The 12,213-nt window shown below is 54.5% G+C and carries 18 protein-coding genes; 6 read left to right on the top strand and 12 right to left on the bottom strand.

The window, feature by feature from the left end:
* Nucleotides 1-56 precede the first annotated feature (56 nt).
* The 7 genes from RQI55_RS04385 to RQI55_RS04355 form a co-directional block, all read right to left on the bottom strand.
* Nucleotides 57-899, bottom strand: a complete 843-nt coding sequence (locus tag RQI55_RS04385) for a hypothetical protein (protein WP_311272120.1) — start codon at nucleotides 897-899, stop codon at nucleotides 57-59.
* A 1-nt stretch (nucleotide 900) separates the two neighbouring features.
* Nucleotides 901-2,175 carry a hypothetical protein gene (locus tag RQI55_RS04380; RefSeq protein WP_311272121.1) on the bottom strand — a complete coding sequence of 425 codons (1,275 nt, stop codon included), beginning with the start codon at nucleotides 2,173-2,175 and terminating at the stop codon, nucleotides 901-903.
* A gap of 13 nt (nucleotides 2,176-2,188) precedes the next feature.
* A complete protein-coding gene (locus RQI55_RS04375) occupies nucleotides 2,189-2,956 on the bottom strand; it encodes a hypothetical protein (RefSeq protein ID WP_311272122.1) in 768 nt (255 codons plus the stop codon).
* A gap of 219 nt (nucleotides 2,957-3,175) precedes the next feature.
* Entirely contained in the window at nucleotides 3,176-3,667 is a 492-nt protein-coding gene (locus RQI55_RS04370) for a hypothetical protein (RefSeq protein ID WP_311272123.1), read from the bottom strand.
* 92 nt (nucleotides 3,668-3,759) lie between these two features.
* A complete protein-coding gene (locus RQI55_RS04365; protein WP_311272124.1) occupies nucleotides 3,760-4,290 on the bottom strand; it encodes a hypothetical protein in 531 nt (176 codons plus the stop codon).
* A gap of 86 nt (nucleotides 4,291-4,376) precedes the next feature.
* Nucleotides 4,377-4,949 carry a hypothetical protein gene (locus RQI55_RS04360; protein ID WP_311272125.1) on the bottom strand — a complete coding sequence of 191 codons (573 nt, stop codon included), beginning with the start codon at nucleotides 4,947-4,949 and terminating at the stop codon, nucleotides 4,377-4,379.
* Complete coding sequence (locus tag RQI55_RS04355) at nucleotides 4,946-5,203, bottom strand: hypothetical protein (RefSeq protein WP_311272126.1); 258 nt, start codon at nucleotides 5,201-5,203, stop codon at nucleotides 4,946-4,948. Before RQI55_RS04355 ends, RQI55_RS04360 begins: the two co-directional genes overlap by 4 nt.
* 233 nt (nucleotides 5,204-5,436) lie before the next feature.
* Here RQI55_RS04355 and RQI55_RS04350 point away from each other — a divergent pair, with 233 nt between their 5' ends.
* On the top strand, nucleotides 5,437-5,829 hold the full coding sequence (locus tag RQI55_RS04350) for a hypothetical protein (protein WP_311272127.1): 393 nt from the start codon (nucleotides 5,437-5,439) through the stop codon (nucleotides 5,827-5,829).
* On the opposite strand, the gene RQI55_RS04345 is transcribed toward RQI55_RS04350, so the two are convergent.
* The 5 genes from RQI55_RS04345 to RQI55_RS04325 form a co-directional block, all read right to left on the bottom strand.
* Nucleotides 5,826-6,152, bottom strand: coding sequence for a hypothetical protein (locus RQI55_RS04345; protein WP_311272128.1), 327 nt, complete (start codon nucleotides 6,150-6,152; stop codon nucleotides 5,826-5,828). The two genes, RQI55_RS04350 and RQI55_RS04345, sit on opposite strands and share 4 nt — an antisense overlap.
* Nucleotides 6,149-6,343 carry a hypothetical protein gene (locus RQI55_RS04340; RefSeq protein ID WP_311272129.1) on the bottom strand — a complete coding sequence of 65 codons (195 nt, stop codon included), beginning with the start codon at nucleotides 6,341-6,343 and terminating at the stop codon, nucleotides 6,149-6,151. The genes RQI55_RS04345 and RQI55_RS04340 overlap by 4 nt, the downstream gene beginning before the upstream one ends.
* Before the next feature lie 310 nt (nucleotides 6,344-6,653).
* Nucleotides 6,654-6,836, bottom strand: a complete 183-nt coding sequence (locus tag RQI55_RS04335) for a hypothetical protein (protein WP_311272130.1) — start codon at nucleotides 6,834-6,836, stop codon at nucleotides 6,654-6,656.
* Complete coding sequence (locus RQI55_RS04330; protein ID WP_311276911.1) at nucleotides 6,833-7,696, bottom strand: hypothetical protein; 864 nt, start codon at nucleotides 7,694-7,696, stop codon at nucleotides 6,833-6,835. Before RQI55_RS04330 ends, RQI55_RS04335 begins: the two co-directional genes overlap by 4 nt.
* A gap of 145 nt (nucleotides 7,697-7,841) precedes the next feature.
* Nucleotides 7,842-8,033 (bottom strand): helix-turn-helix domain-containing protein, encoded by a 192-nt coding sequence (locus tag RQI55_RS04325; RefSeq protein ID WP_311272132.1) that lies wholly within the window; start codon nucleotides 8,031-8,033, stop codon nucleotides 7,842-7,844.
* A 124-nt stretch (nucleotides 8,034-8,157) separates the two neighbouring features.
* On the opposite strand from RQI55_RS04325, the gene RQI55_RS04320 reads away from it, so the two are divergent.
* From RQI55_RS04320 to RQI55_RS04300, 5 genes are all read left to right on the top strand, one after another.
* The gene (locus RQI55_RS04320) at nucleotides 8,158-8,736 is read left to right on the top strand and encodes a hypothetical protein (protein WP_311272133.1); all 579 of its coding nucleotides are present in this window, start codon (nucleotides 8,158-8,160) and stop codon (nucleotides 8,734-8,736) included.
* A 9-nt stretch (nucleotides 8,737-8,745) separates the two neighbouring features.
* Nucleotides 8,746-9,939: a tyrosine-type recombinase/integrase gene (locus tag RQI55_RS04315; protein WP_311272134.1), complete on the top strand. Its 1,194-nt coding sequence runs from the start codon at nucleotides 8,746-8,748 to the stop codon at nucleotides 9,937-9,939.
* A 294-nt stretch (nucleotides 9,940-10,233) separates the two neighbouring features.
* Nucleotides 10,234-10,905, top strand: coding sequence for an outer membrane protein (locus RQI55_RS04310; RefSeq protein WP_243255874.1), 672 nt, complete (start codon nucleotides 10,234-10,236; stop codon nucleotides 10,903-10,905).
* A 158-nt stretch (nucleotides 10,906-11,063) separates the two neighbouring features.
* The gene (locus RQI55_RS04305) at nucleotides 11,064-11,351 is read left to right on the top strand and encodes a hypothetical protein (RefSeq protein ID WP_042619339.1); all 288 of its coding nucleotides are present in this window, start codon (nucleotides 11,064-11,066) and stop codon (nucleotides 11,349-11,351) included.
* A gap of 74 nt (nucleotides 11,352-11,425) precedes the next feature.
* Nucleotides 11,426-11,671 (top strand): DUF982 domain-containing protein, encoded by a 246-nt coding sequence (locus RQI55_RS04300; RefSeq protein WP_192066870.1) that lies wholly within the window; start codon nucleotides 11,426-11,428, stop codon nucleotides 11,669-11,671.
* The last annotated feature ends 542 nt before the right edge of the window (nucleotides 11,672-12,213 follow it).

The raw sequence follows: 12,213 nt of genomic DNA, 5'->3' as shown, positions 1-12,213 counted from the left end.
GTCTGATCTCGATCATCTCGCAGGTAAAACGCCCGTGTTTGTAGGCGCCATTCAGCCTACCCTTTGGCGCCCCTGCCCTGGCCCCGTGAAACCGGCAAACGCTCTTGTCGCGCTCCGCCGGCGCTTGGCATCTGCTCTTGGTCCGCTTCGACATAGCCGAGCATCGCAGCGCTAGCTGGAATGGATAGATCTTCTTGTTCATGGGATTGCGCCCTCGTTTTGTTTCTGCCCCGCCCCCCGTGGGTGACGTTCCCAACGATCGCCTGGCCACCGCTGTGGACGTGGACATGCTCGACAACCACCTTCTGATTGCCGCCGTTCCGATGCTTGCGCAGGGCTTCCATCTGGGCGGTGAAGGTTCGCATCAGCTTGTTGACGACACGCTCTTGGATATCGAGTTGATCAATGGTTTCAGAGGTGACCATCGACCGAGCATGCCGGAGAGACAGGACATGGACTGTTGCCATCTGGAAAGCCAGCATCGCCTCGAGGTGGTTTCTGGGTTCGATCCCTGACACCATGGCTATGGCTGCATTCAATTCTGCAACGTCTGCTTCCTTGCCTCTTGATAGGGCATTGGTCACTTGTGCGATCAAGGATGTGTACAAGCGCTGATCAGATATCCCCAGCGCCTTCATGACGACGGCCCCGGCTACCTCCTGTCGAGGGTGACGGAACTTGATCATGTTGGGGAAATGAGGAACAGCGACATACTGTGGTAGCTCATCTGGAAGCGCCAGGAACTCTTGGATGGCTTCTTTCTCGGCCGGCGTCGGATCATATTCCGCTCGTGGTCCTGCCTTGATTTGCTCGATGCTTTCACCGGCAGCAAGACGCTCAATCGCGTCGGCGGCAAGCTCCAGTTTCTTGTCGCGAGAATAACCGTTATCGCTAGCCATCTTACCACGCAGACAGCGCGGCGCGCTTCCAACTGTTGGCCGCTACACACACGTAGTGGAAGTTGGCATCGTTCATGAACTGACCAACTTGGCATGCGGCGGTGGATGATGCAGGGGTCTGAAGCGGGGCTTGAAGCCGTCCATCATTCCAGGCTGCGAAAAGTGAATTCCCAATGCCGTTGTTCACGAAAAAACCGTTGTCGGTAAACGTGACAAGAGGACCAGCGGACGTTGCGGTGCTCGCGATGCTACCGCCCTGTTTGTTGTTGCCCCATGTGAGGTTATTGTTCGTTGAATTAACCGGCAGTGCGATGGCCGCTCCATTGAATCCCGAAGTAGATCCCTTGAGGTCAATACCGTAGTCGAGCCGGACGTTCGGATTGTTCCCTTGGATCAAAGTCCCGTTGGCACGAATGGGCCAATTTTGTGGGTATCCTTGATCAGCTTCACCAAACTGAATACCGACATTGTAGCCCAGATTATGGTTCGGGAGCTCGTAGAAATTGCTTGTGACGATTGCGATCGCCGCATCCTCAACGCTACCGGCGACAGACGGCTGATTGTACATGTTTTCGTCAGCAATTCGCAGGCCGTTCTTAATGCCTACGGGACTGTGGGTCTGAGTATCTACCTCCAGTCCAACGGCCGCGCTCGCTGGCCCGGTTAAACCAGGCGGAACTTTCACGATGCTGTTGCCGCCTGTATAGCCGCCGACGCCCGCGCCTCCCGCGACAGACACGCTCGCAGTACCAACGCAAGATTTTCCGGCAAGCGTCGCATCGCAGGTCTGATAAAAGCCTCCACCGATGCGGTCGCCTTTGCCGGTAGCGGTCATTCGCCGGTTGACTATGAGGCCGTAGTTAGTGACGTAGGAGGGATATCCTACACCCTCAGTCGATGTGAGATCCATCGCCGGTGAGTTGTCCGTCTGGCTTGTCCTTCCCGCGTCGAGAACGCGGAAGTTCCTTCCTGTCACGGTAGTTTCGCCAGTCGCATTGTTAATCGCTAGCGGATTATCCATCGGGACGCCGCCAACATAACGCTCCACTTGAAAGAATCCGCTACTGCCTCCGAGGCCCAGGCGCCACTGATTAGCCCCCTGTCGCTGACCGAAAATACTGTTGATGCTAGTATCGGTCGTAGCGGAGTCGAGCATTATCGAAGGCGTGGTCGCTTTCTTGACCGTAGCGCCCCCGAAAGTCGGAGAAGGCAGCGTCTGCGCGGCCACTGCGGTTGCGAACATGACCGCGGACATCGTAATCAACCATTTTCTCATGGTGTTTTTCCTCTTAGCTAATGCTGATAAGGCCGCCATTATTCCAGAGCTTTCCGGATGTGGCAGGCAATGCAGTGGGTAGTAAAGGCACGGCGGCCTCAAGTGCGGACACCAAGTCAGGCCCCGGCTGAACAGCTGTTTCAGCTTTCCCGATTAGCAGTTGCGCCTGAACTATTGCTTCTTCTGCGGCTGCCAAGATTGCAGCGCTCGCCTGATCACTCACGAGACGGAATGTCGAGCCCGAGACGATACCAAGGAGCATCATCCCAGCGACAACGCCGCCCGCTAAGATGTCATTGCCGCCATTAGTCTTAACAATGAGCTCAGTGCCGTCGTTGAACGAAACAGTTACCGGTGATCCTGTGTTGGTCACGGCAACGGGCAAGATCACCAGTGTGCTCGAAGAAACAGGAATGCTCGTTGTCGCCTGGATAGCGTTGCCAGTGCCAGCGCCCGGGTTAGAAGCGACGATGAATGAAAATGGAAGATCGAGTATTCGGGTCCAACTCCCAGCACCAGTTGACCCAATTTTCCGATAGATGCCGTTATTTGCAACATTGGGGTCACTGTAGACCCAGGCAGTCCGATCGGCAGAGTGTGAGAGATCATCATCAAGTTGCGATCTCGTCGCCTTTGCAATCGACCCCGCACCAGACGTGAACGCGTCGATTGCTTGCTCTAGCTGTTTGAATATTTTTCGGATAGCAGGCTTCTGCGGCTGGTAGGGCGCAGCAAGCGGGCCATCGGCAAAAACAATGTCTGCGCTTGGATTAAGAGGCATTGAGGCTCCATCTGAGATTGGCGAGCGCCTTGCCTAGGGGCGGACCGGGCAGCGGTCAGGCCGCAAACTTTGTTAGACCCATAAGACCATCTCAGACTGAAAGTTAGTAGTGGAAGCATGTGGAAGCGTTTGGCGGCAATCTCGGGGTTCACCTCATCATCAGGGGATACGCGTCCAACCCGGTCAGACAAAACGACCGTTTTAAAGTATCGAGGATGCTCACCTACCAGCCCGCACCACTTCCGGTATTTTAGAGCGGATGATTTCCTCTAGCGCCTTGTCGTCGACGCCGAGCTTCTTGAGGGCGTCGGGGTTTTTTTCGGTCACATAGGTGACAGCGTCGATAATTAGGTTGGGACTGATCACCCCGCCCATGACTGGCAAGCCAGCCCTGGTGACAGCATATTTCACGGCGTTGAGCGATGACTGGTGGACGGCAGTACGGAGGTTCGCTTCGATATCGATACGCTGTTTCTCATCCGTGATTTTGAGCAATGAGATGATCCTTGCCGCAATCCACGTCACCAATACTGGGCCAACGGTGGTCACCAGCAGAACGATGACAGGTTGAACTATGGTCCAGAGGTCGTACCATATCGAGGAAGGGGCAATGACCGGCCCCGCGTCCTGCGCCCAAGCTAGCGAGGACGCCGATAGGCCGACGAGCAGCAACGCAACGGCGATGATGTGTTGGATAGATTTCCGGACCATAATCATTTCTTGCTTTCTCGGCTTCACGTGGATTGGAACCAGTTTTTAAGGCGTTTAGGACGTGGCGATGCTCACGATAAAGACGGTTATCGTTACTGATCGGAGCGCCACTGATTGTTCAGTTCGTAAACCATTTCCTCCCGAGCTCGCTCGCTATCGGATAGAGATGACATCGGACGGCCATCCCGAGTAACCGTCGGCAGAGTCCGGTTGTCGTTTTGAGCTTCGCTGCGCCAGGCGTTGTTCTGTTGATGGATCATATGGTCACGGGCGGCTTCGGCTCTGCATTGATCTGTTGTCGCCGCCGGTGCTTGGTATGTGGCTCCATCGCGTAGTGCCATCATTTCAGGCATTGGTGCGCCAGATCCTTCAAGAAGGCCTCTGAAGTCGTCGTAGATCGGCAACTTCGCGGCTTCGATCTGGGTCATTCCGCGCACACTGTCGCGCATGGTTTTCTTCTCGGAATCAGTCATCATCTGGAGTGTCTTTCTTTCGTGGGGCTTGGACGCACCGTCGCGGAGCATGAGGGGAATGTTTATCCATCTGCCGTCCTGCACGATGCCATCAACGACGGCACCGCACTTGCAGGGTTGCCCAGGTAAACTCTTGTGATCGCAGGTCATAACTCATCCTTCTCAAGTTGCGGCGGGTGATCCACCCTAAATAAATCACCCGCCGCATCACCCGACGGTTACCAGTCGCTGGGTAATTATCGTTTCGGCCAGAGAAACCCCTGATTGCTGCCATCGCGCCTGAATTTGGGAAGCCGTGTGTCTTCGAGGAGCTTCGGCAGTGTGCTGTCGACACGAACCATCCAGTTTTCCTCCGCGCCACGTGCGATTGTTTCCGCGGTCTCGAACTGGCCGACCTTGGCGTTGCTGGCGGCGAGCCGTACAAGCAGCTTTTCGATTTTCCGCGACAGTTCTTCGTACTCCGCCAAGTCGAGAACCATCTGGTCGCGCTCTGCTATAGCGGCGTCACGAATAACCTTCTCGGCTGCTGATTTTTCGCGTTTGACAGCGGCATCTCGCATCTCTGCAAGTTTAGCAGCTGCCCGCTCCATCCGAAGCCTCTGGAAGTTGGCGTCTTCCATTTCTTTCCGGGCTTGCGAAACGGCTTCAGGCCGTGTGGCTGGGTTCAATGCTGTCTCGCTGGCGGCCTCACTGGCATTCTTCGCTGCGCCGTCAGCAAGAGCGACGTCTGCAATCAGATCGGTGAGTTCCTTGGCCGAGAGGTCCGCATCAAAAGCATTGGCAATGCGCGTTTGAATATCCTGTTTCATTCGCTGGCTGCTTCCTGTTTGGAGTTGTCATTGAGATTGAGGAGATCGCCAGGTTCGAACACACCGGAAAACTGACCACCACACGCTCGAAGCTTCTCGGCGGCAGCAGTCAGCACGAATTCATTGACCGATACGCCAGCGCGGCTTGCAGCTGCAAACAGTGCGGCTCTGAAGCCCGCAGTGACCCTTCCACCGTTCAGCATTACGTTGACGATTGGATCCTTATGCTTCTTCTGTTTTGCAGCGCTGGACATCGCTTGAACTCCTGTCGTTTTGACATGGTCCTATCAAAGCATGTCGCGCGCCTTTTTCAGATTGGAGATATGCGGTAGTGTGTATCTTGGAATTCAGAGGGGGATTACGAATGCAAGTTTCAGATGAAAAGGTGATCCGATTGTCCCAGGCGTCGGCTGGCGATCTGGTCCGCGTTACAGTGGGACCGCACGCGCTATTCGCGATCGTAATCGGACAGGATAGAAGAAATACAGTGCTAGCCACTCTTGAGCCTCTGCCGGATCGGGTGGAATATCCCTTCCATTTCTCACCAGCTAACGATGGCTACGCGATATCCTACGGTCCCGACTGGTATCTAGAGATCGAGCGAGGCACCGATTTTCAGACAGGCTCGCAAAGCCTGCGATGGGCTTCAGGTGCGCTTCGACTTCAAGGGGATAGCTGGATACTAGCGGTCCATCCATCGCCCACGGACACGCGTCATGGTGAGATTTACTACGATCTTACCACCAACGAGATGGTCGGCACTCCGCTTCAAGCGGAATCTGCGCCAATAGGTCGATGGCGTGTCTGGCAAAGCAAGGAAGCATATCTTGGGCAGACAGGTTCTCCGCTGATTGGAGTCTCCGCTGTCGAACTGACTTAAGCGCCGCTCAGTCCTAAATGGTCAAAAATACGGCTGACACGTGGGTGATCACGCTTGCCTGCACGCAGCAATTCTAGGGCGATAATATCTCCGTGGCGTACCATCTCGAGGCCCGGCGCTGATATTTCTAGTGGTGCGCCGGCACAGGATTGAGCCCCTATACCATACTGCTTGCACCAGCCGCGAACAGTCTTTTCGCTACGGCCGGTAAGGTGAACAGCGGTCTTCAGATTAATTATTTCATCTCTACGCATGAGAATCGGCGCCAGCCTGAAGCCTTCGCATTCGAGTAATTCGCGCGATGTGAAGAGCGTGGCGGTCATTGCGCGCCTCCGATGATGTTCTCTTGCGCCCACGCAACATATCGATCGAGGACAGGGCCAGCATCTTCGCCGGTGCACTTCCGATAGGCTTCCCGCGTCGGCTGGTGCCGAATTACCCACGCCAGCGCGGCAGGATCAACCGGCTCGTAGCTATCGGGAATAACACTTATCGTGACTGGTTGAGATGTCATGCGGCGTCTCCCGTTGCCTCTTTGACCAACCGTAGGCGATCTTCATCTGACGCGGCGTTCCATGCCGTGACAAGCCGATCCCATGGTGTCGTCTGCGACTCGTCTCGGTGGTGAGCCATGTTGAGAAGCTGTGTTATCGTCGGCGGGTTATCACTCTCTATCAGACGATCGAATTGATCCTCCGGAGTATCTGCTATCTTTTTCGCCTGCCATATTTTCCGGGTAGAGAGGCCCGTAAAAGCGGCAATGTCTCTCTGACTTGGGTTCTCAGGCAAAACCCCGCCGCGCTCCGGTCTTTGCTTTCTTGGGCTCATGCCACGTTCCTTTCGCGCCGGAATGCAGGTGTGATGACCTTGCCGTCAATCTGCGGCGGCATACGTCCGTCAAGCATGTCGCGCACCAAAGCCTCGACCTTGCGCTCAAATCTCCACCGACTATCAATTACGTTGGATGGCCGGTTATCTGCCCAGGCGAACAAGTCGAGTTGCTTCACGCTGCTGCCTCCTGTCTCGGTCCAAGGATGTTGCTGGCCATACGGGGCGTCAGCACCCCCGCTTTCAACATGCTCATGAGACGATTTCGCACAGAAGGATGGACTGATCGCCCTTCGCATATCTGATCCATCATCGCGTTTGCTTCGTGGTCATCTTCTGGAACTGGCAAAGGCATGTTTGCTTCGTCAGGAGACAGCGTTGATGAATAGGAATTTGACAGAGAAGAAGGACTAATAAGTTCCTCTCTCTCTTCACTGCTATAAGACTCCACGGTGTTATATACGTAATTCCCCTCAAAATCTGAGGGGCTGTCCCCGCAATCCTTGAGGGGCTCAAAAGCGTTCAGACCCGCAAAATCTGAGGGGGACATTTGCACCTCAATATTTGAGGGGGACGAACAAGAAATTTTGCGTTTCAGTCGCGTCTTCTCTTTCTTCTCAGCGTCAAGTCTTAGAAGGGTCTCGCGTGATATCGTCTGGTGATCGAGAACAATGTTTTCCCTCGCATTGATGATCTTGTAGCGAGTGGCACCGTCCCCTGTTTTGCCATCAGCCTCGAAGTACTTGAGGGCTTCCAGCTTTCTGCGCTTGTTGATGATGGTGTTCTCAGAAAGGCTTGTCGCTACCTGTAGATCAATGAGTGAACGGTAAGGGCGGGCGTCTGGTGAGCCCATGAAATCGAGATATGCCCGGACGATCTGAAGGCATGCCCCATCAGCCAGAGGATCTGCACTCACTGTGTTTTCAAGGTTCAGCTTCCAAGTGGTGAAACTTGCCTTACGCTCATCTTTCTGTGGTCGCTTCTTCGCCATTAGCCGTGCGCCCTCCGCCAAACCCGGTACTTGCTCGACAGCGCGCATACTTTGGTTGCCTCAAGGACAGACAGGCCGAACCGCTCGCGAAGAGCGGAGATCACGGAAGTTAGTGCTGGGTTCTGCTCAGCTAACCACTGTGCTGCCTGAACCACGGCTTCACTGTGTTCATGTTCCGGTGGAGTAAGAGCGATCATGCTGCCTCCGTAAAGAATTCTACGAGCTTGCTACGCTCAATAACCCAGCGGCCATTCACTTTCTTGGCAGGCAGCTGACCCTTGTCGAGCATATCGAATGTCGACCTGCGAGAACGTCCAATTGCCTGGGCGATTTCCTCTGCTCCCCAGAGAAGGTCTAGTTGCTTTGTTTCTGTATTGTTCGTCATTCCACATACTCCTTTGCACTGCTTCTGCATTACAATGATGATTGCGTATCTGGCAGTATGCGTCAAGCTTTATTTGCACTACACGCGCATTACATGTATGTGCATGTGACCAGCGAGGAATCATATGGCTAGAGACACTACGAAATCCGGTAAAAGCGAGAGTTTGACCATCAGGCTCGATCCGAAGATCCGCTTCATTCTTGAGTACGTTTCCAAGATGAAAGGGCAGACGATCACGACTGTCGTGGAGCGCGCTATCGTCAATTCGGCGTCTGACGAAACGGTGATCGATCAAGAGTTTGGCGGCACCCTCAACTGGCATGACTTCTGGGACGTAAGTGAAGGGGTCCGTTTCCTGAAAATCGCTAGTCGCAGTGAGTTCTTCCCGAGCTACGAAGACGATAAGCGGGTGGCTTTTTGCAAAGAGCACTGGCCTTTCTTCTGGGCGACCAAGCAAAAGAAGTCATTTCTGAACCACTACGTTGATGTGCTCTGGCCGCGGATCGATGAGTTCCAGACACTTCATGACGACAATAGAGGGACTGACTACTTTGCAGCTGGCAAAGCCATGCAGGCAGCTTTGAAGCAAGCAAACTTAAAGGCACCGGAATGGCCGATAAAAGACAGCGTCCCAACACCGGCCCCGCCACCTTCAATCAAATCAAATTTCACTTCTGACCTTGACGATGACATCCCGTTCTAGGAGGGCGTAATGAGCGTTCGTAAGCGCGAGTGGACCACTGACAAGGGCGAGAAGAAATCCGCATGGGTTGTCGATTATGTCGACGGCACCGGCACTCGTCGTCTCAAAACGTTCAAGCTCAAGAAGCAAGCCGATGCGTTCTCCGCTACCGCCTCTGTCGAGGTCAGGGAAGGCGTTCACGTCGCGGACAGCGCCAGCGTCACCGTGAGCAAAGCAGCAGCGCTGTGGATCGCCTCTGGCGAGAATGCGGGCCTTGAGCGGTCCACAATCGATCAGCGCAAGAGCCACCTGCAGCATCACATCATGCCGCTGATAGGTGAGATCCTTTTGTCCAAGCTGACAGTGCCGATGGTACGCGATTTTGAAGACCGGCTGCGCAAGGAAGGCCGATCCGCGTCAATGACGAAGAAGGTGATCACCTCTCTCGGTTCGATCCTTTCCGACGCTGGCGAGCGGGGCCTTGCAACACGTAATCCCGTGCGAGACATTCGTGGTGGTCGGAAGGGCCGGGACAGGCGCGCGGAGCGACGCCAGAAGGGCCGTGTTGAGGTTGGGGTAGACATCCCTACCCGCGACGAGATCAAAGCACTGGTAGCCGCGCTGGACGATCACTGGCGCCCTATTATGCTCACGCTGATATTCACCGGTATGCGCTCCTCAGAACTGAGAGGCCTCCGCTGGCAAGATGTGGATTTTAAACGTCTTGAGGTCCGGGTCAGCCAGCGCGTCGATGAATACCGGGAAGTAGGCCCGCCGAAGTCAGAGGCAGGCATTAGAACCATTCCAGTGCCGCCAATGGTGATCAACGCCCTCAAGGAGCTGAAGCTGAAGCAGGCGGATAGTTCCGGCCTGGTGTTCCCTAACCCGGATGGCGATTCGCGTTCGCATTCCAACGTAGTGACGAAGGGCCTGATCCCCGCCATGATCCGTGCCGGCGTGGCGATCGACACTGGAGAAGTGACTGCGCGGGGCAAGCCAGTCATGAAAGCCAAGTACACTGGTCTCCACTCACTGCGACACTTCTACGCGAGCTGGCTCATCAATCGAAAAGAAGACGGCGGCCTGGGCTTGCCCGTGAAAATGGTTCAGGAACGGCTGGGCCATTCATCAATCGTCATGACCATGGACACCTATGGCCACCTCTTCCCGCGCGCCGACGATGGGACAGAACTAGCACAAGCCGCGAACATTCTGCTCAACTGAACGCAACATGGACGCGACACGTTGGGAATTTCACCAACAAAAACAGTGTTGGATAGAAGCCTGCAAATCCTCGTACCCCGGTTCAATTCCGGGCGAGGCCTCCAAAATATCATCACAATCTTCAAGACAATTTGTCCACAAGCCCTTTTGCAGTCAGGGTTGGTCTGTCACAAATCTCTTGAATCCAGCCTCGCGCAATCCTGGGTTATGCTTCCGCGCCTGAGTTGCATTTTTGCCATGGCGCTTTTTCTGCGTTGAGTTATTGAATCCCCATTGAAACGGGGGAATCGATTCATGAGAAAAACATTTACAGCCATTCTTTTTACCCTTGCTGCCTCAACGGCAATTGCTGCCGACTCCGCAACCGAAATGCCGGGCGCGGCTAAGGTTAAAGATGCAGCGGCTTTTTCATGGACCGGCTTCACCGTCGGCGTTCAGGGCGGATATAGCCGGAACAGTCAGGACAGCACAGTTGGTGGGCTTGCGGGCCTTGCGACTGACTTCAATGGCGCGGTCGGCGGCGCATTTGCGGGTTTCAACTATCAGTTCGACAATAATCTGGTGCTCGGCATCGAGGCAGACCTGGAGAAGAACCGGAGCGACAAGACATCGTATCTTCTTCTGGCAGCCACCAATATCAACTATGGCCTGGATTGGCAGGGCTCCGTGCGCGGCCGCATCGGTTACGCGGCAGACCGGGCGCTATTTTACGGCACGGCTGGCTGGGCGGTCGGAAGCGCCTATGCATCCGTCGCCGGCGGGGAAGAAGAACAAGAAAACTTTACTGGCTACACCTTTGGCGCGGGTCTCAATTACGCATTTACGGACCGGGTTTTCGGCCATTTTGAATATCGCTACACCGATTTCGGCAACGACTCTTTTGTTTTCCCCGCCCTTGGCGGTGCCAAACTGGACGCTGAAATAGACCAGCAGGCCCTACGCATCGGCCTCGGCATCAAGTTCTAGAATCTCCCGCTTTCAAGGCTTTCGCCATGCAGGTTGAGCGCGATACTGGCTGGAATCACAAAGTTCCCACGCAGCGGAACATCGGCAATGCCAGCCAGTTTACTCGCCATTGGCAATTGCGTATTCAAGCGTAAGCCAGTGTTTATCGGGAGAAACCCATGAAACTATCCGCTGTTACTCTATGCGCAGGCCTGGCATTCGGTCTTGCCGGGTGCACGACACCCATTACGTCCTACAGCGTCGACCCTATTCCCGGCAGCATCACCTATAAGGGGCAGCCACGCTCAAAGCTGACAAAATCGCCCATCGGCAGCACATTCACTCATAACTTTCGACGCTTCGATGACCGGGTGATTGAAACCTACCAGATCCAGCCAGACCGTTCGCTGAAGATCATCGATCGACGTATCATTCGCGACTGGTCATTCTTTGGTCGTGATGACTAAGCGCGATTGCCCATTGATGTAGGCGGCATAAGCTTCTAAACGCTGTTTCCAATCGTAAAATCACAGGAAACATTATGCAGACGCCTTGGAAAAAGCCGGTTCTCGTCGCGTTGGAAGAACCCGGCGTTTACGTCAGCATCGAGTCCACGCAGGCCGCCTCATGGGCGCTGATCGAAGACTGGCCAGCCGAAGATGGCGAAATGCTGGACCGTGCGTTGCTGGTATTTGCGGCTGTTGATGCTGGCAAGAAAAAGCCTGAGGATGCCCGTGAGGCCTTCGTGAAGGCGGCTATCGAGGCCGGGCTTGACGTAAAGTCATAATGACGCAGTGGGATTTTCCCGCTTAAGGTCACAGCCTTTCCTAGATAAGATGTGACCAAAATCAAAAAGACCGAGGCGTCCCCTTCCATGAAGAAATTTGTTTTTATCCTTCTCGTCGCATGCCTCTTTCTCAGCATCGTCGGACACTGGGTCTTCTCGCTGGCTGTCATGTAAAATCGTGACGCGCGGCTGATGGACATAATTTCCGCATAATTCACAGCCCCGTCGTGGAACTCCGTTAACGATTGCACGTTCTTCTTCCACGAACGATGGAGAGAAAAGCGATGCGCGACGGTCTTAACAGTCTGCTTGAAGTTTCACTGCTTGGTTTTGTCGTTATTACTTGCCTTATGATGGTTAATCCCATCCTGTAAGCGCAATTAATTCTCAAATTTAGCGACGCTACGCAGTATAGCGATAACAAAATGCGGCCTCTGGGCCGCATTTTGTTTTTGAGATTCAAGCCTTTCCATTGGGCGGCCTTTTCCACACATCTTATTCCATTCGGCTTATTGCATTCGCTGGCAGGGGCGTTAGGCTCA

This window comes from Rhizobium sp. WCS2018Hpa-16, from assembly GCF_031843705.1.
Classification (GTDB): Bacteria; Pseudomonadota; Alphaproteobacteria; order Rhizobiales; family Rhizobiaceae; genus Agrobacterium; species Agrobacterium tumefaciens_C.
This window is presented reverse-complemented; position numbering and strand designations above follow the sequence as displayed.

Excerpts from the sequence above, each read along its gene's own strand:
- RQI55_RS04360 (WP_311272125.1), bottom strand. The coding sequence starts at position 4,949 with ATGAAACAGGATATTCAAACGCGCATTGCCAATGCTTTTGATGCGGAC.
- RQI55_RS04370 (WP_311272123.1), bottom strand. The coding sequence starts at position 3,667 with ATGGTCCGGAAATCTATCCAACACATCATCGCCGTTGCGTTGCTGCTC.
- RQI55_RS04330 (WP_311276911.1), bottom strand. The coding sequence starts at position 7,696 with ATGCGCGCTGTCGAGCAAGTACCGGGTTTGGCGGAGGGCGCACGGCTA.
- RQI55_RS04310 (WP_243255874.1), top strand. The coding sequence starts at position 10,234 with ATGAGAAAAACATTTACAGCCATTCTTTTTACCCTTGCTGCCTCAACG.
- RQI55_RS04355 (WP_311272126.1), bottom strand. The coding sequence starts at position 5,203 with ATGTCCAGCGCTGCAAAACAGAAGAAGCATAAGGATCCAATCGTCAAC.
- RQI55_RS04320 (WP_311272133.1), top strand. The coding sequence starts at position 8,158 with ATGGCTAGAGACACTACGAAATCCGGTAAAAGCGAGAGTTTGACCATC.
- RQI55_RS04315 (WP_311272134.1), top strand. The coding sequence starts at position 8,746 with ATGAGCGTTCGTAAGCGCGAGTGGACCACTGACAAGGGCGAGAAGAAA.
- RQI55_RS04325 (WP_311272132.1), bottom strand. The coding sequence starts at position 8,033 with ATGACGAACAATACAGAAACAAAGCAACTAGACCTTCTCTGGGGAGCA.
- RQI55_RS04375 (WP_311272122.1), bottom strand. The coding sequence starts at position 2,956 with ATGCCTCTTAATCCAAGCGCAGACATTGTTTTTGCCGATGGCCCGCTT.
- RQI55_RS04345 (WP_311272128.1), bottom strand. The coding sequence starts at position 6,152 with ATGACCGCCACGCTCTTCACATCGCGCGAATTACTCGAATGCGAAGGC.
- RQI55_RS04385 (WP_311272120.1), bottom strand. The coding sequence starts at position 899 with ATGGCTAGCGATAACGGTTATTCTCGCGACAAGAAACTGGAGCTTGCC.
- RQI55_RS04340 (WP_311272129.1), bottom strand. The coding sequence starts at position 6,343 with ATGACATCTCAACCAGTCACGATAAGTGTTATTCCCGATAGCTACGAG.
- RQI55_RS04300 (WP_192066870.1), top strand. The coding sequence starts at position 11,426 with ATGCAGACGCCTTGGAAAAAGCCGGTTCTCGTCGCGTTGGAAGAACCC.
- RQI55_RS04365 (WP_311272124.1), bottom strand. The coding sequence starts at position 4,290 with ATGACCTGCGATCACAAGAGTTTACCTGGGCAACCCTGCAAGTGCGGT.
- RQI55_RS04305 (WP_042619339.1), top strand. The coding sequence starts at position 11,064 with ATGAAACTATCCGCTGTTACTCTATGCGCAGGCCTGGCATTCGGTCTT.
- RQI55_RS04380 (WP_311272121.1), bottom strand. The coding sequence starts at position 2,175 with ATGAGAAAATGGTTGATTACGATGTCCGCGGTCATGTTCGCAACCGCA.